This is a genomic window from Stieleria varia, assembly GCF_038443385.1.
GTDB classification, from domain to species: domain Bacteria; phylum Planctomycetota; class Planctomycetia; order Pirellulales; family Pirellulaceae; genus Stieleria; species Stieleria varia.
Genome location: NZ_CP151726.1, coordinates 3,878,060 through 3,898,546 on the forward strand (window position 1 = coordinate 3,878,060; position 20,487 = coordinate 3,898,546).

At 54.0% G+C, this 20,487-nt stretch carries 16 protein-coding genes; 4 read left to right on the forward strand and 12 right to left on the reverse strand.

The features are described from left to right. Positions 1-36: 36 nt before the first annotated feature. Positions 37-2,985 (reverse strand): PSD1 and planctomycete cytochrome C domain-containing protein, encoded by a 2,949-nt coding sequence (locus Pla52nx_RS12765; protein WP_197454290.1) that lies wholly within the window; start codon positions 2,983-2,985, stop codon positions 37-39. A 217-nt stretch (positions 2,986-3,202) separates the two neighbouring features. On the opposite strand from Pla52nx_RS12765, the gene Pla52nx_RS12770 reads away from it, so the two are divergent. Then, positions 3,203-4,258, forward strand: a complete 1,056-nt coding sequence (locus Pla52nx_RS12770) for a glycoside hydrolase family 5 protein (RefSeq protein ID WP_146518466.1) — start codon at positions 3,203-3,205, stop codon at positions 4,256-4,258. Positions 4,259-4,378: 120 nt separating this feature from the next. Here Pla52nx_RS12770 and Pla52nx_RS12775 read toward each other — a convergent pair whose 3' ends face one another. From Pla52nx_RS12775 to Pla52nx_RS12785, 3 genes are all read right to left on the reverse strand, one after another. Continuing rightward, positions 4,379-5,341, reverse strand: a complete 963-nt coding sequence (locus Pla52nx_RS12775; protein ID WP_146518465.1) for a DUF1571 domain-containing protein — start codon at positions 5,339-5,341, stop codon at positions 4,379-4,381. Positions 5,342-5,492: 151 nt separating this feature from the next. Further along, on the reverse strand, positions 5,493-6,806 hold the full coding sequence (locus Pla52nx_RS12780) for a toll/interleukin-1 receptor domain-containing protein (protein ID WP_197454289.1): 1,314 nt from the start codon (positions 6,804-6,806) through the stop codon (positions 5,493-5,495). A gap of 197 nt (positions 6,807-7,003) precedes the next feature. After that, a complete protein-coding gene (locus Pla52nx_RS12785) occupies positions 7,004-7,504 on the reverse strand; it encodes a tetratricopeptide repeat protein (RefSeq protein ID WP_146518463.1) in 501 nt (166 codons plus the stop codon). A 467-nt stretch (positions 7,505-7,971) separates the two neighbouring features. Between Pla52nx_RS12785 and Pla52nx_RS12790 the strand changes: the two genes are divergently transcribed. Beyond that, positions 7,972-10,095: a transglutaminase family protein gene (locus Pla52nx_RS12790; protein ID WP_146518462.1), complete on the forward strand. Its 2,124-nt coding sequence runs from the start codon at positions 7,972-7,974 to the stop codon at positions 10,093-10,095. Positions 10,096-10,151: 56 nt separating this feature from the next. On the opposite strand, the gene Pla52nx_RS12795 is transcribed toward Pla52nx_RS12790, so the two are convergent. The 8 genes from Pla52nx_RS12795 to Pla52nx_RS12830 form a co-directional block, all read right to left on the reverse strand. Continuing rightward, the gene (locus Pla52nx_RS12795) at positions 10,152-10,478 is read right to left on the reverse strand and encodes a hypothetical protein (RefSeq protein ID WP_146518461.1); all 327 of its coding nucleotides are present in this window, start codon (positions 10,476-10,478) and stop codon (positions 10,152-10,154) included. Positions 10,479-10,513: 35 nt separating this feature from the next. Then, positions 10,514-11,524, reverse strand: coding sequence for a M56 family metallopeptidase (locus Pla52nx_RS12800; protein WP_146518460.1), 1,011 nt, complete (start codon positions 11,522-11,524; stop codon positions 10,514-10,516). 54 nt (positions 11,525-11,578) lie between these two features. After that, complete coding sequence (locus Pla52nx_RS12805; protein WP_146518459.1) at positions 11,579-13,324, reverse strand: hypothetical protein; 1,746 nt, start codon at positions 13,322-13,324, stop codon at positions 11,579-11,581. Between the two features lie 184 nt (positions 13,325-13,508). Then, positions 13,509-14,327: a dockerin type I domain-containing protein gene (locus tag Pla52nx_RS12810; protein WP_146518458.1), complete on the reverse strand. Its 819-nt coding sequence runs from the start codon at positions 14,325-14,327 to the stop codon at positions 13,509-13,511. A 322-nt stretch (positions 14,328-14,649) separates the two neighbouring features. Continuing rightward, a complete protein-coding gene (locus Pla52nx_RS12815; protein ID WP_261344227.1) occupies positions 14,650-15,675 on the reverse strand; it encodes a DUF1559 domain-containing protein in 1,026 nt (341 codons plus the stop codon). Beyond that, positions 15,672-17,135 carry an ATP-binding protein gene (locus tag Pla52nx_RS12820; RefSeq protein ID WP_146518457.1) on the reverse strand — a complete coding sequence of 488 codons (1,464 nt, stop codon included), beginning with the start codon at positions 17,133-17,135 and terminating at the stop codon, positions 15,672-15,674. Before Pla52nx_RS12820 ends, Pla52nx_RS12815 begins: the two co-directional genes overlap by 4 nt. Continuing rightward, entirely contained in the window at positions 17,132-17,812 is a 681-nt protein-coding gene (locus tag Pla52nx_RS12825) for a response regulator transcription factor (RefSeq protein WP_146518456.1), read from the reverse strand. Before Pla52nx_RS12825 ends, Pla52nx_RS12820 begins: the two co-directional genes overlap by 4 nt. 488 nt (positions 17,813-18,300) lie before the next feature. Then, the gene (locus Pla52nx_RS12830) at positions 18,301-18,651 is read right to left on the reverse strand and encodes a hypothetical protein (protein WP_146518455.1); all 351 of its coding nucleotides are present in this window, start codon (positions 18,649-18,651) and stop codon (positions 18,301-18,303) included. 163 nt (positions 18,652-18,814) lie between these two features. Between Pla52nx_RS12830 and Pla52nx_RS12835 the strand changes: the two genes are divergently transcribed. Next, entirely contained in the window at positions 18,815-19,150 is a 336-nt protein-coding gene (locus tag Pla52nx_RS12835; protein WP_146518454.1) for a hypothetical protein, read from the forward strand. Then, the gene (locus Pla52nx_RS12840) at positions 19,147-20,478 is read left to right on the forward strand and encodes an MgtC/SapB family protein (RefSeq protein WP_146518453.1); all 1,332 of its coding nucleotides are present in this window, start codon (positions 19,147-19,149) and stop codon (positions 20,476-20,478) included. Before Pla52nx_RS12835 ends, Pla52nx_RS12840 begins: the two co-directional genes overlap by 4 nt. The last annotated feature ends 9 nt before the right edge of the window (positions 20,479-20,487 follow it).

Sequence of the window (20,487 nt, forward strand, 5' to 3'; positions counted from 1 at the left end):
CACTCGTCATCAATGGGTCAGCGGACGCGGTTCCGCTCAAGGTATATAAACGAACTCACTCGAATTGAGGATCACCAAGCATGCGCTGGCCAAGCCGTGTTGATCCGCCAACCTATTCAGTGGAGTCAGCTCTGACGCCGATGGCGGACGCCCCAAGGCGGTTTGGAACGCGTTGGTAACCGTACCCGATTTCTCCGCAAGTTCACGAGCTGCTTGTTGGACGAAGTCGTGATTCATCAGCCATAGCGGTTGCAGAGCGTTGGTGGAAACGCGTCGGCGTGCGCAGCTCGTGATCCCACTTGCACCGTCAAACAAGACTTGGTGCGTGGGTAGCTGATCACGCTTTTGACGCAGGTACACGCTATACCGACTGGAATCGTCCGTCGTGCTTGGTCCCCCGATTGCCGCATCCAGACGACCACTGACATCCAAGATAGAGTCTCGGATCGCTTCTGCCTCCAGTCGTCGAGGTTGCCAACGCCACCCAAGCCGGTTGTCCGGATCAATTTGAGCATTAGCGGCCGAGTGCATGTGAGACTGTCGATAGGTAGCAGAACCGAGGATCAAGCGATGGATGTGAGCACTGTCCCAATCGTTGTCAATCAATTCGGCTGCCAAGTAGTCCAGCAATTCCGGGTGAGTCGGCGGTGTCCCTTGAGTGCCAAAATCGCTGACGGATTCCACCAAGCCGACGCCGAAATGCCATTGCCAAATGCGGTTCACCCAAACACGCGCCGTCAACGGATTCGTCGGATCGGTCATCCAATCGGCCAAGTCCAAGCGAGTCAGCTTGTCACTGGGCTGCTTTTGTGGAAACAGATACGGCCAGCCTGACTCGACGGCGGGGCCGACCGCCTGCACATCGCCTCGCAACAGCAAATGCGTTTGGCGAGATCGCAATGCGTCTGGATTCCTCGGCAATGGCCATCGCATCTCGTGCGGAATGATAGGCCAACCAGGCGGTTCCTCACGAGGTTGAACGAACGCCCAGGTCTGGGGCAATTTAGCAAATTGTTGCTCCAGCTCGTCGAAACTCGCACGCTCATCTGGCTTCATTCCGCCAATCACGGACTTTGGGATCACGTAGATCGGCTCAGGATGCCCCTGCTTTCGCTTGACCGATACCAAGCGATCATGAACAGCGTCATAGATCTGCCAACGTTCTTGAACCAACGCGCCGACGGACTCATTCTGGTCCGTCATTGCCACGTTGTGCGGTTGACCATTGCCAAAGAACGCTTGGAAACGGTAGTAGTCTCGGATCGTCAGCGGGTCAAACTTGTGAGTATGGCACTGGGCGCACTGAAGCGTCAGTCCCAGGAAGGTGGACGCGGTGACGTTGGCGACGTCGACCAGAATGTCGTTTCGTTGAATCTCTTTGTCCAACTCGTTTCCACTGTAACGTGCTGCGGAAAGGAAGCCCGTCGCAATCAGGTTTTGGTCACTTGTCGGACGTATCAGATCGCCGGCGATCTGGGCACGCAGGAATTGGTCGAACGGCATGTTCTGATTGAAGGCGTCGATCACCCAATCACGATAACGCCACGCATGTGGTCGGTCGCGATTGTGTTGATGCCCATTGCTTTCCGCCCACCGGGCGAGATCCAGCCAGTGGCGTCCCCAACGCAGACCGTAATTGGGATGAGACAGAGCTTTGTCGACCGCCGTGCCATCGACAATGTCATCCGCCGTGATTGTGTTCACCCCAGGTGGCAATCCCAACATATCCAAACTGATCCGACGAGCCAGGATTGTTGCGTCCGCCGGCGGATTGGGGGTCACGCCGGCGAGCTGCTGTCGCGCCGCGATAAAATGATCCACCGCGTTGTTGCCGCGAAATGTCTCGGCCAACTCAGGAATGTGCGGTCGCTGGACACTTTGAAACGCCCAGTGATCCGACTCGGGGATCGGCGTCGGCATCATGGCCTCGTCCCACTCCAGCCCCTCGTCGATCCATCGGGTCAACGACTCAATCTCGGGCTTCGGCAATGCTGGTCCAGCGGGCGGCATCTTTCCGGCAGCAACCACTTGCAGCAACTGGCTCTTTGTTGAATCGAACGGTGTCGTTTGATTCAATACTTCATCGAACACATCCAAACGAATTTCCGAATCCGGCTCTGATCCAGAATGGCACTCGAAACAGCGGTCTCGCAGAATCGGCAGCACGTCCCTGCCAAATGAAACCGTTTTGATGGCGGGTTGGACGGCTGTGACAGCTTTTGGCGGCGCATTGGGCGGCAGATCCAATGCGTCCCGCCAGTTCGAATGTAGATTCACGTCCCAAACGTGAATCAAGTCATCAACTTCGGTTTTCGCTCCGGTAGAAAATCCAATCCAACGAACCGTTTGAATCGACTTTGTGGTGCTGGTCGACGCCTGCGGGGCGTTCTCTGCTCCCGGATCAGGATCGACCCAAAGATCCAACTGATCGAAAGCGGTTTGTTCACCGGGGACCGATTTCCACAAACGCGCGACAATCAAATGATCTTGATCGCCCATCAGCACTGGGCCGAACTGTTGGCGTGCCGATTGAAAGCGAACCATGAAACGGTTTTCTTCGCCGGAGACATGCAAACCGACATTGGGCACGTTCGCCGAATGCGTGCCGCCTGCTGTTCCTGGAGATTCATCCAACCAGAGCACAAAGAACTCGCCATCTCCTTTGCCCGGTGAATCGTCGCGTGAGTTACTCGGCAGATCGATTGTCTGCGCATCATATCGCAGGCGAAAACGGACAAAGAGTTCCGTGTCCGAGCAAGCGGGTTGCACCTTGCGGCGCAAGGGATTGTTTCGTCCACCGGTGCCGGAGATGACGAACCGAGTCTGGGCGAATCCGTCTTGAATCCAGGTGTTTGAACTTGTCGAATTCGAGGCACTGTCACCGGTGATGCTGCTGGGGGCATTCACAGGACCGGCGGCGTCCTGGGCGTGGGCGCCCAGCGATAACACTGCACAGACCAGCAAAGAAAGACCGCAACGATTCATCAAACGGAGCATCAGCAAACCATCGCACGTTTCTGACAGGGGGGAGAGACCGTCATCATAGCTGATCGAATGTCTGCCTGCTCAAGTTGTCTCAGCATGCGTTCCAGTCGGGGCCAGTCGTGTCCACACTCGCTGGCGATCAGAACTGCGAATACAATAAGGCTCGACTGGAACTATCCCGGATGATTTATCAGCTCGCAACGCGATCAGACTCACTATGAATTCGAACACTGGCGTCCCCTCCTTCCGATCGCTTCCTCGATTGCTGGTCACATGGTTCACCATGGCGGCCCTGGCATCGAGTCTTGTGGTTGCCCCTGCTGGCGATGCAGCCGATGCGGAAAACTCGATTTTCCAAGCCAATCAACGGCTTGGACGCGGCGTGAACCTTGGCAATTTCTTGGAGGTTCCCAGGGATCAGGACTGGGGCGTCAAGATCGTCCCGGATCACTTGGCGACGATCAAGCAAGCCGGTTTCGACAGCATCCGACTCCCCGTGAAATGGTCCGACTATGCGTCGAAAGTCCAACCGTACGCTATCGAGCCTGAGTTCTTTTCCCGAGTCGATCGCTGGCTGGATCGTGCCGAGCAGGAAAAACTCAATGTGGTGCTGAACATTCACCACTACGATCAGTTGGACACGGATCCCGATCAACACGTGGAACGCTTTCGAGCTATTTGGCGTCAGATCGCACAGCGGTACCAGTCGCGTGGTCCGTGGCTGTATTTTGAGCTGGACAACGAGCCCCATGACAAATTGAGCAGCAAATGGAATGAGGTCTTGCTGCAGGGATTGGCGGCGGTCCGGGAAAGCAATCCGACTCGCCCTGTGATCATTGGTCCTCCCAATTGGAATGGCATTTGGGCTCTGCCGCAGTTGAGATTGCCCGATGATCCGAATTTGATCGTCACCGTTCACATGTACAACCCACACAATTTCACTCACCAGGGCGCATCCTGGTCCAATCCGGAAGTACGTTCGATCAAGGACTTGAGTTGGGGCAGCAAGGAAGAACGTGCTGCATTGGATAAAGAGATCCAGCAAGCGGCAGACTGGGGCAAGCAGCATTCGCGACCGATCTATTTGGGCGAGTTTGGCGCTTACAGCTCTGCACCACAGGATAGCCGCGTGCGATGGACGCGTGCGGTCGTCACCGCGGCAGAGCGGCATCAAATGAGTTGGGCATATTGGGAGTTCGGTGCCGGCTTTGGCCTCTACGATATCCAACAGTCCCAGTGGCGTCAGGATCTGTTGAACGCCGTCATGCCGTAGTGATCGCACCTCCCCCTCGGGACGAAATCGGACGACGCCTTTTTGAGACACGAACATTACCGCACGTTTTGAGCGATCATCGTTTGCCAAGTGAATGCGTTTACCGAGAAGGCTCCCTGTTCAATCCTGCATGGCCAGCTTGGGGTCGGCAGAGAATTGGTAGTCCGGATGATCTGCTTCAAAGTCCTCGTCGCCCAGCCCGACATTGATTTTGAGGCCGGCCAAGAAGAATTCTTCCAAAAGTGTGCGGTCAAGATTTGCCTCACTCTCTTTACCAGACTTCGTTTGATGCGAAGCGTCAGTCTCCCAGCCGTAGGTAGCGACGTAAATCGGCAATCGAAGCTCAGCGTCAACCATGAAACGGACAAAATGATAAGGCACATCGTCCGCCTTCTTATGAAGTCTCAGTTCAAAGTGTCGGCAATGTTTTCCCTTGATCGATTTCCTTTCGAACTCTGACAACTCGCAATCGGCGCTGTTGGCGTGGCACCTCAACTGATCCAATGCCGTTTGGAACATGATGTTGACGCAGGTATCGGTCACCAAATAGTTGCTTTCTGCTTTTGCAAATGGATGATCCGTCGGTAAGGCTTGAGTGTAGTTGGCGAACACCATGCCTCCCTTGCGTGCCAGCATCAGACCGTCTCGTTGGTCTTCGACAAACAGGATCTCGCGTCCCGCGAGCGTTTGGGGGCGATAGAACTTCATGTAGACGCTAAGCGGGACTTCGGAGCCTTCGTCGGTCTGCTTCGGCTCGCGAACCTTGATCTTTGCAAACTGTCGCGGGGAAAGCTTGCCTCCAAGCTTCTCACGTTTGATCAACAACGCCGTGTAGTCTTTCACATCGTTTTGGTAATCATCGTAAGCCGTAGAGAGTTCCGAGTGAATCTCATCGATTCGACACTTTCCGATGCATTCGCCTGCCACTTGCAGGTCTTCGAAACAAGACAAGTCTGACGAAGCCCGATCATCGTCTGCCTGATGTTTCTGAGTCGAACTCGGTTCGGCTGCGCTGCCAGCCGGGGCGAGCAATGCTGCACAAAATACGAGCAGCCAATGGTATCTGGTTGGTCGTTGGCACATCAGATTTGTCTCCAAGAGGGCGCGTCATACGATGATGAGTTGGGGATTTTGCGATTCGAGGATCACACATGCCCCTCATCTGCGATCTCGCAAATCCTATGCCAGAGCGTTTGTGAAACCTTAGAAATGCGGCGCTGGCCAGACGGTGCCATCATGGTTTGACCTGCGGATTTCGAATGTACTTGGAGAATCGGTGCCATCCGCCCAGTTCAGAGAACGCTACATCCGTTTGTTCAGGCATATTTGCCAGCCGTTGCAAAAAGTTGCGTGAATCTGTTGCTGGAGGCAATGGTTCAAAGAAGCCGGATGGGGACTCAAAACGAGACAAGACGCTACCGGACGTGTTGGAGATTGGATGTTGGAAACGAGATGGATCTAGCGGTGGCTCTCGAACGAAATCCTGATTGACCATGCGGAACGTTTGCATTGCGGATTCCGAATAACGGAACGATTGGATGATAGATTCCAACATTGGTTCTAGAGAACGGAGACGCTCTGGAGGACCGTGTACGCAAAACGTGAAGACTAGCTCGTAGTGAAAACTCGTCTGCTCATCCCAGAGCACCAAAACGTACTTTCGGTAAGCGACCAGAGGTCCTCCAGATCGAGCCGCTGCAAAACTGATGGCGAAATGGCTTCGACTACCGATGAATACCAGGTGAATGCCGAGAATCGTGACGTGTCGCAATTGATTCGCTGGCAACTGGCTTTGGAAATACTTGGCCATCGCATAGGCATCACGCCGAAGGTCAAGATCGTCAGACGTGCCGTCATTATCAAACGGAGACGAATTTCTTGGAAAGCGATTTGCGCGTATTTCAAGATCGACTATTCCGTTCACATCGCGTACGAAACTCTGCGAGAATTCAAAATCCTCTCCAAGGTGCCGAATTCCAATGTCTCTTGCTTTCCACCCTGGCAAGCGGATGCTGAGCCCCAGGAAAGGTAAATGAACCGGGACTGATTCAAGATCGGGCTCTGTGACGAGTCTTTGCATTGTCTCTGGAAGAGGCCAGCCACAATCCACTCTCAAAAATCTCTCTAACTTCTGTAAATCCAGTATTCGATCGGATCGCGAATTCATCCTGGGTACGTCACCGATCTGCGGATGATTCCACATTCGCTCAAGAGAGTCTTGTGCGAGATGGGCAGCGTCCCTCGGCGCTAGTCGTATCTCTGCTGCCGATTTTGACGAGAGCAAGTCACACGCTCTCAGGAGTTGAAACTCGATCTGACACCAGTCAGCTTGAACATACAAATCGCTGGAGAAAACGAGCACGTGCGTCGCCTGAGTGATCCCTTTGGCGATTTGGTCCACAATTGCCTTAAAATCTTCTTGTCCTTCCAACGGAATCTGGTCTTCGGCGAACCAGCACTCTATCTGGTTGTGGCGAAGCCAGGAAGCGACATGCCGGGCAAGGTTGCTGTCCTGAGATTTGTAGCTGAGGAATACTCGAAACGTCATGGTTGTTTGCTCCCGGATTTCTCGCAATAAGGGGCAAGTTGCATCCGTGTCACAGCCCACGTGCACCATCCAGACTTAGAACGTGGATGCGATAGAGAAACCGTTTTGGAGATGGCCTCGGTTTTCGCAACTCAACCGTGGCTATAGTCAAAAAGGCTTACCCCCAAATAAAGACTGCACGATGCATTAGAAACGTATCACAGCGTTAGGAATCGTTCGATGTCTCCCATCTGCAACTTGGTTCCGTCGGCACGCTTTCCCGTTTGATTGTAGATCTGCCGTGCTTGTTCGCCCAACGCTTCGATCGATTGCGGAGAGCCACCGCGTGCATTCAGAATATGCATCTTGGCCAGAGCAACGGAGGGAAAGTTCGGATCAATGGCTTCCGCTACCAAGACAGACTTGGATGCTTGATCGAATTGCTTGATGTCGAAATGCCACTTTGCAAGCGCCAGCCAGAATTTTGGACTGCGAGGTTCGAGCTCTATCGCTCGCATGATATGAAACTCGGCTTTCGGATGTTGATCCAGTTTCAGCAAAACCAACGCGTACTCGCTGTGCGCATCTGCACACCTTTCATTCAGTTGCAGCGATTTTTCAAGCTTGGATTTTGCTGCACGAAAGTCACCACGACTGACATCATCAAACGCTAAATTTACCAATTGCGCCGCCAGGTATTTAGGGTCCGTAGAATTCATGCTCAGTTCCGCCGGTTCGAGGAAGGGTTCATTCTGATCGATGGGAAAAGCGAAGATGACAGTGTATCACCCAACGAACTGCGATGTCGTAAGTAGGATTCATGCGACTCGCTACTTTAATCGCATTTCCTCTTCTCGGTTTTCAATAGTGAAGGTTGATACACATGTGTCTACTGATTGGAGCCCGAGAACAGCAATCCATTCTCGGCATGCGGATTGGAAACGAGGCCTTCCTAATGAATGTTGCGATGAAAAACGCATGCACCTGATTTCGGATTGAATCGTCTCAGGATGGCTGCCGAGAGCAAGTAATCATGGGTTGTTGATTTCGACCTGAATCTCGCTATCGTGTTGGCCGTTTGATGGTTAGTCGCGTCTTGTGCGATGTGTTTAGGCGGAGGATGTTGCAAGGGCAAAGAACAACCCAGAGTTTGAGAACCACCTCTTGATTATCCGGCGAGCTAGTTATGCCTCTCGATGATGATGTGTTGCGGGCATTGGAAACCCATGATGCTGCGGTGGAGGATAGCGGGCTATCAGTTTGGGTGGGTGCTGAGCCGACTTACACTGATCGATTCTCTGAGTCTCCCGAGTGGCTCTTCGATGCCCTCGGTGACACAAAGCATCTTCGCGCCGAGAGCTTGCTCGGCCGTATTGCCCGTGAGCGTGTCAGCGCAGGTGCGGTGATTCTGCGGACGGTGGGCCGACAGTATGGTGGTGAGCCGTTGCCGCGTTGGAGCATCGGTCTATACTCTCGTCGAGATGGGACGCCTCTTTGGAGCGGACCGCACGATCCGATCCTGGCCTGTAATCGCAAGACGATGGAGGAGAGAATGCCGCAGGACGCGGCGGCAACGATACCGGCATTAGCGGAATGCTTGGCCGAGAATTTGCGATCCGAAGGAATCAATGCCGCGGCGCTTGCCGGAGAGTTAGCCGGTCGCGTCGTATTCTCAGCGGACGACCAAGCTTTGCCGATGAATTCAGACGAGGAATCAGCACTGGCAAGATCCTCGGTGCACAAACGCAAGGTGAAGGATGCTGAAGTCAAGGATCTGCTGTCAGCGAGAGGAACCTTTCTGGTGATCTGCAGGAGAGCGAGTGGTGACGCGGAAGTTGAGTTGCCTGCCGTCGGTGATGTGGCGTTGTTCGCATTGTTGCTGAAGGCTCTGTCCAAGTCTGCTAACGAAGTCGGGATATCCGCGCTGGTGATCATGGGCTATCCGCCTCCCGTCGATGAAACCGTTGCCTGGATGACCGTGACGCCTGATCCAGCCGTGATCGAAATCAACATGGCACCTGCGCCGCGAACGGCTGAGTTGTTGAGTGATCTCCGTTGTTTGGAACGGTCCGCGGCCGACGAAGGACTTCAGTCTTATCGATTGCAGTACAACGGGATGGAGACCGACTCCGGTGGCGGAGGACAAGTCACCTTGGGTGGGCCGTCGGCGGTGCAAAGTCCGTTCTTCGTCAAACCGCATCTGTTGCCCAACTTGGTTCGCTACTTCAACCGTCATCCCTCGCTGTCTTACTTGCATGCACCGGAGTCGGTAGGACCGGCCAGTCAGGCGCCGAGGGCCGATGAAGGTGTGCGTGGGGCATTGCCCGAGTTGAGCCTATCGCTCGAGTTGCTTAGCCGTGTCCCTGAGCCACTTCCCGAGACCATCTGGTCCACGCTTGCGCCTTACCTTGCCGATCCCTCGGGAAATTCGCATCGAGCTGAAATCAATATCGAGAAACTCTGGAATCCCTTTCTCGGTTCTCGGGGGCGTCAGGGGCTGGTCGAGTTCCGAGCCTTCCGTATGGGCGCGTCCGCAGAGACCACTGCGTCTTTGGCTGCGTTGCTGCGGTCCATCGTGGCAATGTTGGCGAAGGAACCGCGGCACGAAAAACTGGTCGACTGGGGAGACTCGCTGCACCAGCGTTACTCGCTACCCTTTTATCTGCATCTCGATCTCCAAGAAGTGCTTACTGATCTGGCCGCATCGGGGTTTGCGCTCAATGAATGTTTGAACGAGTACCTGTTTCGCGACCGAGACTTACTGTTCATCCAGCGTGACTTTGGGGACGTGCGATTGGAGCTCAGGCGGGCACTGGAGTTTTGGCCCTTGGTAGGCGATGTAGCGACACAGGAAAGTGGCGGTTCCCGGTTTATCGACGCCAGCACATCGCGGATGGAAATTCGATTGCGTTCGGCCGGTGCGGCCGACACTTTGAATCAATGGTCCGTTACGGCTCATGGCTGGAACATTCCGCTTTGTAGCGACGTCGATGATTCCGGACCGGCACGTGTCGCTGGCGTTCGCTACTGCACCTTCAAGCCGACGCGAGGATTGCACCCGACGCTTGAGACGCAAGTTCCGTTGAGGCTAACCCTATCGCATCCGCAGCATGGCGCGTGGCAGATCGAAGTCCATGAGTGGGAGCCCCAGTGCCAGCCCTATCCGGGGCTGCCCCGAACGCTCGATGAAGCAAGATCGCGGCGTGAACAAAGGTGCGTCGTGTCGACACTTGACAAGTTTGCCAAGCCCGCCGTCACGCCACCACCGGACGCACTCGGCCAGTACGTCGTTGATCTTCGTTGGTGCTAAGTAGTTAACATTCGTGACTTGATGAGATGTCTCGTCGTACGCCGATCCCTGCGTGTTTAAAACAGTGAGCGATTTGAGCCGCTGGCGACGACGCTCTGCTTGCACACATTCGATCGAGCGGAATGTTCGGTTGCTGCGAAATTGTTTGTCCGCCCAGAGCCATTGTTCTTGACCTGGATTTGATACAGCAGGCACGCATGGCAAACCGTCCTGCCATCGGGAAGCAGTGAACCGTTTTTCGGTCCATCATCGTAGCCGAGTTCGGTGCCGCAATCTTGGCAAAAGTCGTCTTGATTGTCGGTCGACTCGGTCTCCGTTGTTCGGATGACCGACGCCAATGCGAGTACAAGGATAACTGCGACGATTGAGATGGAAACGATCATATCTGATTGGGTTGATAGTCCGCGGTCAGTATCAGTCAGAAGGTTTGTTGGGGAGGCGATTGCGTTTGCGGCGCGAAACTTGATGACTTCAGCAGCCACGCGGTAATGGCAGCGATCAAGATCAACAATACAGCCAAGGCAGCCAGCTTTCGCCATCGACTTGGGGGCCTGTTGGAGCGTGTAGCGATACGGACCAGTCGCTCGCTTCGTCTTATGAAGCTGCTGCGACGGACGAACTCAAGCTGATCCATTTGTTGCGATTTTTCTGTGCTGCGTTCAGCGACGACCGCAAGTGTTCGAAGATAGTTTGCAACATCTCCATCCTGTTGCACGACAACTTCGTCACAGAGGTACTCACGAGTGATAGAGGCTCGTTCAGCAGCCCACCAAACCATTGGATGAAACCAATAGATGGTGGTGCAGAGATTCTGAAGCAATAATTGACGCGGATGATGATGCTGCAGATGAGCCAGTTCGTGTAAAACCGCGTGCTTTAATACCCAATCAGATTCCTCCAGCAAGTAGCTTGGTATCACAATCGTGGAACGAAATTGCCCATGGCAAAATGGTCCTATGGCTTCATCGGATGAAACGATTCGCTTGACTTTTATCGCCTCGGGGACGATTTGATGAACATGTGCGAGTTCGTCATCGGTCAGCTTTTTGGCTGTCAAACGCATCCAGCGATTGAGCCGAAACCCGGCAAGCAATCGAATGGACGCCAGCGTCGCGATACCGACGATCGCAAGCAATGCCAACGCTTGTTGTCCTTTGCCGCTGGCACTGATGAACGGTTTCAGTAAAAACGCGAGATCAAAAGCAAAAGCAGGACAGAATGCAACTACCACTGGTAGAGCAAGTATTAATACAAAACATCCAGTCCACAAATGGCAAGCAAAATATGCATCGTCCAGAACTTTATCAAGCACGAATGTGATCAAAAGGATCACGCTGATGTGTGCCAATAAGCCGACTGTCGCGGAATAAATGAACTGAATGTCATTCATCCGCTGAAGTCCAACAAGGTCGGCTGGTGGAAAGTTCACTGCGTTTCATTCAAGTCGCTTGGCATGGTGGTAAGTAGCTGAGAAATCTCTTGATCAATCGTCATGGTTGTTCTCATGGCCCAGATACTGTTCGAACACGCCACTGAGAGCGTTACCAACTGAAATGGTGGTGCCTGTTCCAACGACGGGAAAGCCAATGGGTATCGATCGGTGGTCATCGTCGTTTTCCAGTTCAAGGCGTCCATACCCTGTCCTGTTGGTTTGGATTCGTCCGACACGAACGCTTCCGAGAACCACATCCAATGTCGAGTTCGCTGGTGCCCCGAAAACACGTAACGAGAGTTCCTGATCATGTCCTTTGTTCTTAAAGCTTGCTTGCCCCGTACCTGAGCCGATCAAGCTGGCGGACCATTTACCGCGGCGTGCTATTGTTGGACTGGAGCCGATCGCGATGCCAACGTCATTGTCGTCGGAGTCACCGTCAAAGAGACCGTCGAGGTCATTGTGTCCATCGTCGAGGTTGTCCCAAGAGCTGTCATCGGTGCCACCGACGACGTCATCGATTCCGCTTGCATCGAGATCACGGTTGTCGACACTGATCCCGGTTAGGTCATCGGTTCTGGTGATGCCAACGTCATCGGAATCGGAGTCACCGTCTAAGATGCCGTCGACATCGTTGTGTCCATCGTCCAGGTCGTCCCAGGAGCTGTCGTCGATGCCACCGATGGCATCATCGATTCCGCTGGCATCGAGATCACGATTGTTGTCGATGCTGAGCCCGGGCAGGTCATCGGTTCTGGGAATGCCAACGTCGTCGCCGTCAGAGTAAGCGTCAAAGATGCCGTCGACGTCGTCGCGCCCATCGTCCAGGTCGTCCCAGGAGCTGTGATCGGTGCCACCGAGGACGTCATCGATCCCGCTGGCATCGAGATCATGGTTGTTGTCGATGCTGAGCCCGGGCAGGTCATCGGTTCTGGGAATACCAACGTCGTCGCCGTCAGAGTCAGCGTCAAAGATGCCGTCGACGTCATTGTGTCCATCGTCCAGGTCGTCCCAAGAGCTGTCATCGGTGCCACCGACGACGTCATCGATTCCGCTGGCATCGAGATCACGGTTGTTGTCGATGCTGAGCCCGGGCAGGTCATCGGTTCTGGGAATACCAACGTCGTCGGAATCGGAGTCCCCGTCAAAGATGCCGTCGACGTCGTCGCGCCCATCGTCCAGGTCGTCCCAGGAGCTGTCATCGGTGCCACCGATGACATCATCGATTCCGCTGGCATCGAGATCACGGTTGTCGACACTGAGCGCGGTTAGATCATCGGTTCTGGTGATGCCAACGTCGTCGGAGAGGATGGTCTCGTTCTCCGAAATCGGAGTAAAGTCTGAAAACTCGGTGTCGTCTGAATGATAAATCGTTTGATTCGTTGCTCCCAAGGATTCAAAGAAAGGGGCACTGGCCGATACCGTAGGAAGCGTCTTCTCAAGGGGCGCCTCTGGAGGCGTGGTTGCGGAGTCGCTGAAATCGGTTGCTACCGCGTTGATGAAGGTTGGGATCGGATTTCCAACGACAGGAGGATCGACTGTTTCTGCGGCTGATTTGAACGACGCTGAGCGTCGCGAGAACGCCTGCAGCACTGGCATCGAGGGCGTCGAAAGCGTTGGCGTTGCTATTGCGGCGGGAGGCATCGACTTTGCAGACAAATCCAGGTTGATCGCCCTATCATGATGGGACGAAACAAGGAACATCCTCAATCCACCAAACGCCAGCAGATTGCGTCGTTCGAGTATTTCGAGCCTCAAGTTACGCGAGTCTCGACTCATTCTACGTGTTCGTCTCATTTCTTTTTCCTTACATTGATCCTGCGAATGCATCGTCCAGTCATAGAACGGGGGTTCGATAGATGAGCCGTTCTGGTGTTAGCCGCGGTTTTCGCGTCTCAACCGTGGCTAACGCCAAAACGGCTAACCTCAAAATCAAGACTGGACGATGCGCTCGTTCTGTAGTACAGCAATTGGCTAAGATTCAGTCGTCGTGGTCACGGTCGTGGTCGTCGTGGTCACGGTCATGTTCGCGGTCATGTTCGCGGTCATGTTCGCGGTCATGTTCGCGGTCGTGGTGTTCAGTATCAAGCCGGTCTGCGTCATCACCATCGCGGTCGTGGTTTACATGAAGTTCATGGATCCCGTTCTCGTCGACTTCGTTATGGTTTGACGCATGGCTCTCATCATTGATGTCGTTCGCGTCATGATCAGAGGCTAGCACTGCCGATCCGATACCCGTCACAGAAACGGCTGAACCACTGGCAAGCGAAGTGAAGTAGTCATCATTGATTTCTAGTTCCCCACGGCCATTTTCTCTCGTGTGAATCTGGCCAACGATCACTGAATTGATAGAGACCTCCAAGTCTGAGTTGGGCAGAGCGTTTTGCACGCGGACGGCGAGTCGTGAAGTGTGAGAGCTTTCTTCGATCTCGACTTTCACTCGCTCTCCATGTGAGCCGTCGATGTATTTCAGCAGTCCAGAGGTTGCAGAATCGTCACGGCTCATTTCGTTGATGACCATCAGTGCATCAACGGCAGACGCATGTCCGTCGTCGTTCACATCCCAGAAACCATCATTGTCGACGTGTTCTGCTTCTGCGGAAGTTCTATTGCCGTCACGCGTCAATCGGTTGATGATGGTCAAGGCGTCTACTGCTGAAACCGTGTGGTCATGATTGACATCAGCGGGTTCGAGGAAGTTGTGAAAGCCATCTGCAGCCATCAGATTTCGGCACTCCAGAGACTGAAGACTTAGCAACCGATTGCGACGCGCGGATTCTCTTTTGTGGGTGTGACTCATGATTAGCTCAAGAAGTTTTTGGGAAACGTTTTGTGTCTGACGTTGGGACGACTTGCCTTATCGCGTCGGTATGCGTCCAATCACAGACGCATGTTGTTGCCAACACGGAAGTCCTGCTACTTGATCGACGGATGCCAACGAGAGTCGACGAGAACGAGGCGTTGGCAAGAATCTGTCCGGTTCATGGACAGAAATTTTCACTTGCAGGCGACTGCGTTCTACTCAGAACACGGTGTTTTCTGAATCGACATCGGCAATCCTAGCAGAGAGATTCGCAGATTCGTGTTATCTAAACGAATGCTAATCTTCGCAGACAAACCGGCTATTTCGCGGGTAAGACTTCGTGTCCATTGCGTGTCCCCATGGATCGCCAAGTATGTAACTCAACGCTGTTGGTCATGGTCTGTACTGAACCGTCCATCCATAGCGTATGCACAAGCCCGAGGTGATGGCTTCGAGCAGTGACTGCCGCATAAGTCGGTTGCGTCCAGCTCGTGCCTTCGTAGCGTGAGTTGTAATCGATGTCGTAGGTGACACCGTCGGAGTGCAGGTAGGGTACCAATTGATTGGGAGCAAACACGGTCGTGAATCCACTTTCATGCACAGGGCTATCGCACCACTCGGTGTGTCCCGCGTTGTCGTTCTGCGACGGTCCCAACTTAAACTGTGCACCTCCGGCAAATCTGGCCAGATCGTCCGCGTCGTCAGGGACTCTCGGGCCTGGGTTGGCAGTGTTGCGAAAATAAGAGGTGAATGTTTTGACCTCCGCCATGCACAGTGTGTTGCTTAGTCCATCGGTGATCGCTTGGGGGCCGATTCGAGCGTTGACGTGAAAGCAGCCATCGCCGTAGGTGTTGTCGCGTGGATCGAAGATGAACCATGACCCAAAGTTGAACCCATAGTTGACGGGCCGCACGGAACCCTCGTCGTCATAGTAGAGATCGTCGGACAGAGGGTCACTTGGGCAACTGAATACTGGGATCTGCATATGTTGGACGCCGGTCGCCAGGTTCAGTGGGTCATGCCAGTCGATGTCCAGTCGCACCCGGTCGAGTACATGGCCTTGTTCCAAGTACGGCAGAATTCGCCCGTGTGCAGACCAGGAGGTGGTGCCGGTGAAAATGCCTCCAGGCGGGAAGACACGATTGGCCAATTGGTAATTGTGAACGGCCAATCCGATCTGCTTGAGATTGTTTTGGCAGGTGACACGACGTGCGGATTCGCGAGCTGACTGAACTGCAGGCAAGGTGAGCGCAACGAGAATGCCAATGATTGCAATCGCGACTAGTAGTTCGATCAATGTCATACCGCGAGAGATCGCTTGCGGCCGGTGGGCTGTTGAATTCACAACGCTCTCACTTCATCCTGTGAATCGAATCCACGGGCAAGTTTAGGATTGAAAATGACAACGTCGGCTGGATCTCCTTCGGGCATCCGAGGCAAACGGACTGTGACAACCGTACCGCAGTCGCCGTTCTTCGATACTTCGATCGTCCCATCATGTGCATCGACGATCGATTTGCAGATGGAAAGCCCAAGTCCGGTCCCGCGATAATGTTCGCGTGCGGCGTCCGCTCGATAGAATCGCTCGAACACATGCGGCAGATGGGCCTCGGGAATCCCAACTCCGGTGTCAGCAACAGAGAATGTCACACAGTCGGGTTCGATCGTTACCTGCACCTCGACCATTCCGCCGGCGGGTGTAAACTTTACAGCGTTATCAATCAAGTTATAGAACAACTGACTGAGCCACACGTCGTGGCCATTGATGGAACAATCTGGAATTTCATGAGACACCAGGTTGATACTTTTCTGCTTGGCCAAGACCCGAAAACGAGTCACGACATCACCGAGTAACGCTCCAGCTGGCACTTCGTCCGTCTGCAGTCGTTCAATACCGGCGTCATGACGGCTGAGCGTCAGCAATTGATCCACGAGGGTTCCCAAGCGGACGGTCTCTGCCAGGGTGGATTCAACGACAGACCGGTACTCCTCCAGGGTGCGTGGCTTACGAAGAGCAATCTCGGCTTCCGCTCGTAGCACTGAAACGGGAGAACGAAGTTCATGAGCCGCGTCAGACGTGAATCTTTTCATGGACTCAACAGACTTTTCCAGTCGGTCAAACGTCTTGTTCAGGGTCATGGAAAGCTCACCCAGTTCGTCGAACTCGCAAACCACTGGCAAACGTTCGTGCAAACGATCGGCCGAAATCAGTCTGGCTTTCTCCGCAATCTGCTTGATCGGCGATAGCACGTGTCCCGCCACGAGATAGCCGGCAAGCAACGCCGCGAGCACAGCGATCGGTCCGAGGGTAGCAAACATCCACAGATAGCTGTCGAAATCACGGTCGATCAACTCGCGTGGTGAGATTGCCCTGATCAAGAGCGGGTTGGATTGCGAGTCACGCAAAGCCATGTCCACGAGCCGAAACCTGCCCAGCCCAGGCCATTGAACGTCAGAGTATTCCGCACCTCGCATTTGACTCGGTGGAGTGGCTTGAGGCAGGTCGAGGTGAGTCAGAAATCGGCTTGTAAAAATGGGCTTCAGTTCGTGATCGAGTACTTGAAAGTGGTAGTGAGAATGACTGGAGAATCTCAGATCCAGAATCTCGACCATTTTTTCACGATCACTGACCAATTGCATTTCATCAAATAGTTCATTGATCTCTTCGGTCAATGACCGGTCCGCATTGGCAACCAGATGCGAATGGACTCGCCACAGGACTAAAGTGCCCATCGCTACCAACAGCAGGAGAAAGAACAGCATGTACCAAAGGGTCAGGCGAACTCGTATGCTGAACCGTTTCATGGTTCCTCCCCAAGCTGGTATCCTTCGCCGCGAACCGTATGCAGGATAGGTACCGATCCATCAGCTCCGAGCTTCTTTCGAAGCTGGTTGATCTGGACTTCAATCACGTTCGTCCAGGTTGCCGTGGCTGCTTTCCACACATCCCTAGCCAGGGCATCACGCGAAACCACGTGATTCTTGTTCCTGATCAGATACTCCAACATCTCAAACTGACGATGAGTCAATTTCAACTCACGTCCATTTCGTGTGGCAACGCGAGACAGTGAGTCGACGATCAGGTCGTCGTACACCAATCGAGTGTCAAAGTTACTGGTCGGTGAGCGGCGAAGAATCGCCCGTAATCGGGCCAGCAATTCGCTGAAGGCAAACGGTTTGATCAAATAGTCATCGGCACCACTATTGAGTCCGATCACACGATCCTCGATCGAGTCTCTCGCTGTCATCACGAGTACCGGTTTCTGGAAATCCTCCTCGCGAACTCGCTGCAGCAGGCCAATACCATCGCCATCGGGAAGCATCAAATCCAGCAGTACCGCGTCCGCGGGTTCTTGCTGGATCAATTGGTAGCCCGCGTTTCCGCTCGTTGCCGTCAGGACCTCAAATCCTTCTTCCTCAAGTCCCTTCTTTAGACTTTTTAGCAGCGAAACTTGGTCTTCGACAATGATCAGTCGGGGCATCCTGGGACTCGAGACTCAGCGCGAACGCTTTTCAGGCTACGGCGGACAGAGGGGCGATTGTCGCCTAAGTGTACCTTGTACGTGAATCTCAGTCTCTGGCGTCTGAGCTACCTAAACGAAAACTAATCCGGTCGGCTGATCTCATTTTGACGAAAACATGCAAGGAGTTGCTGTAGGTGGCAACGATGTTCAGGTGCTGTGTGACTTGATACTCGGCGCATCAGCGGAATGTTGCTGGCTGCGAAAATTTGGCTGCGAAAATTTGGCTGCGATGCGTTTTTTACCAGGTGGTTCTATCAATCGCTGGGTGGTGAAATGTGTTCTGAGCCGCTGGCCGTCAGGCCACGGGTTTCACTCATTGGAATGAGTGCAAGACCCGGCCGCTTGCGCGTCGCGGCTCACCAAGTCAGCAGTCTCCTGCGCGGGAGAGGCGAAAGAAACTTACGGAGCGCCGCAGTGCCGCAACTCCAAATGATGAACAGTTCAAACTAGGCGTCGGTCGCTGCACTGATGTTTGCGGCTTTAGGTGGTGAATCATTATTGGGTGTTAGTGATTCCCGTCGCGCCAAGTCGCTAAACTTGGTGGAGAGCTTGCTCGATAGGGAGGACAGCGCGCCACCCCGGTGCATGGCGCGATCCATGCATTTTGCTTTCACTCGGGACTCCAAGTCGCTTTGAAATGATCCGTTTTTCTTCCAGACGTATCCGCTCATCAATAATGATTTGAGCAGTTGATCTGGACGCTCGCCGACATCGGTCTCGGCGCCCGTCAGCACGTCACAGCAAATTGACGCCAACGCGTCCATATGGGCTTCGATTTCAGGGTTTGTATTGGACATGATTGGTTTCCCAGTTTTGGTTTCCCAGTGAATGGTGAGAATGATCTCGTCGTGAGAGATCCTTAGATCATCAGCTTGAAGAGGCAAATGATGGGCCAATGATGCAATGGCACAGTGATTGCACCGAAAGGACGACGAAAAACACACGCCGGAGTCCACCGAGATGCTTAAAAAACAAACACTAAAGATCGAGTTTTTGGAAGGTCCGTTGGACGGTCTGGAACTGTATGACCACGACGAAGGATTGCCCCGGTATGCGTTCTCCAGGACGGCAAAGGAGGCGGGGCCGGCCAAACCTACCTTTTTCCTGGGTTTGATACGCATGCTGTTGCGACAGGAGACGATTCGTTGCGATGTTGTCGCCCTTTACGAGCTACAATCTGGATGCCGCGGAAACATCTATCGCTATGTTCGCAGCATGTTGGAGTCTGATGCTCCACTCCGTGGTAGCGTTGAACTGATTCCTTGCACCCCAAATTGGACGGAAACCGACCAGTGAGCTTCGTGGCTTATCAAGCGATCGCGATCTCATTGGGGCTCGGGTTCTTGGTTGGTTTACAGCGTCAGTGGAGTGAATCAGAGACCGCCGGCATCAGAACTTTCCCGCTAATCACCTTGATGGGAACCGTGGGTGCTTTGCTGATGAAGAACGTCGACGAAGACGCGGGGCTCGGGTGGGTCATAGCGGCCGGATTGGTCTCCATTGCAATTTTATTGGCGATTACCAATATCGCGAAAATACGCGCAGGTGAAACGGATCTTGGACTGACAACGGAAGCAGCAGCGTTGTTGATGTTCCTGGTTGGCGTAGCCGTCGGACGGGAAATGTTCGGGCCGGCGGTGGTGACCAGCGGGATCGTCGCGGTTTTATTGCAATGGAAGAAACGGCTGCATGGGATCGTTGGCCGGATGGGCGAGAAAGACATTCGCGGCGTGATCCACTTGGCTTTGATCGGACTGGTGATCTTGCCGGTATTGCCCGATGAAACCTACGGCCCGTACGACGTCTTGAACCCCTACAACATTTGGCGGATGGTGGTGCTGATCGTCGGCATCAGCATGGCAGCATACGTGGCGTTCAAGTTGCTCGGGAAAGGTGCGGGTGCCTTCGTCGGAGGTATCTTTGGCGGATTGATTTCCAGCACCGCAACGACCGTCAGCTACGCAAGGCAGACCAAAGACAGCGAAGATGTCACGGCTTTGGCAGCGTTGGTCATCGCCATCGCGTCAACGATCGTCAACATCCGCGTGTTGTTTGAGATCGGTGTGGTTGCCCCGCAGTTATTGGCGGTTGCCGCAGTGCCGATCGGCGCGATGCTGGTGCTGATGACAATCGAATGCGGGGTGCTCTTCATTCCACTGCGGCGTCAGAATGCTACACCACCAGACCATGACAACCCGGCACAACTGAAACCCGCGATCATCTTTGGCATTTTGTACGCTGTTATCCTGTTTTTGGTCGCCGCTGCCAAGAACATCTTTGGCGACGGAGCTTTGTACGGCATTGCGGTCATCTCGGGGTTGACCGACGTCGATGCGATCACGTTGTCGACCGCGAAGTTGTTTACCGATGGTACAGTGGATCAGTCCACGGCATGGCGAGTGATCTTGATCGCCACGATGTCGAATTTGGTTTTCAAAGCTGGTGTGGTCGCCGTTTTGGGCAGTCGGCAATTGTTCGTGTGGGTCGCGATCCTGTTTGGCGTCGCACTTACCGGCGGCGGTTTGATCCTGGCGTTCGGCGACGGATTGATCGACTGGACGGGTGAGTGGATTGCGCCCATCACCGAGAAACTGGCGGAATCTGCGTCGACCGCTGAGCCGTGAGTCGGCAGC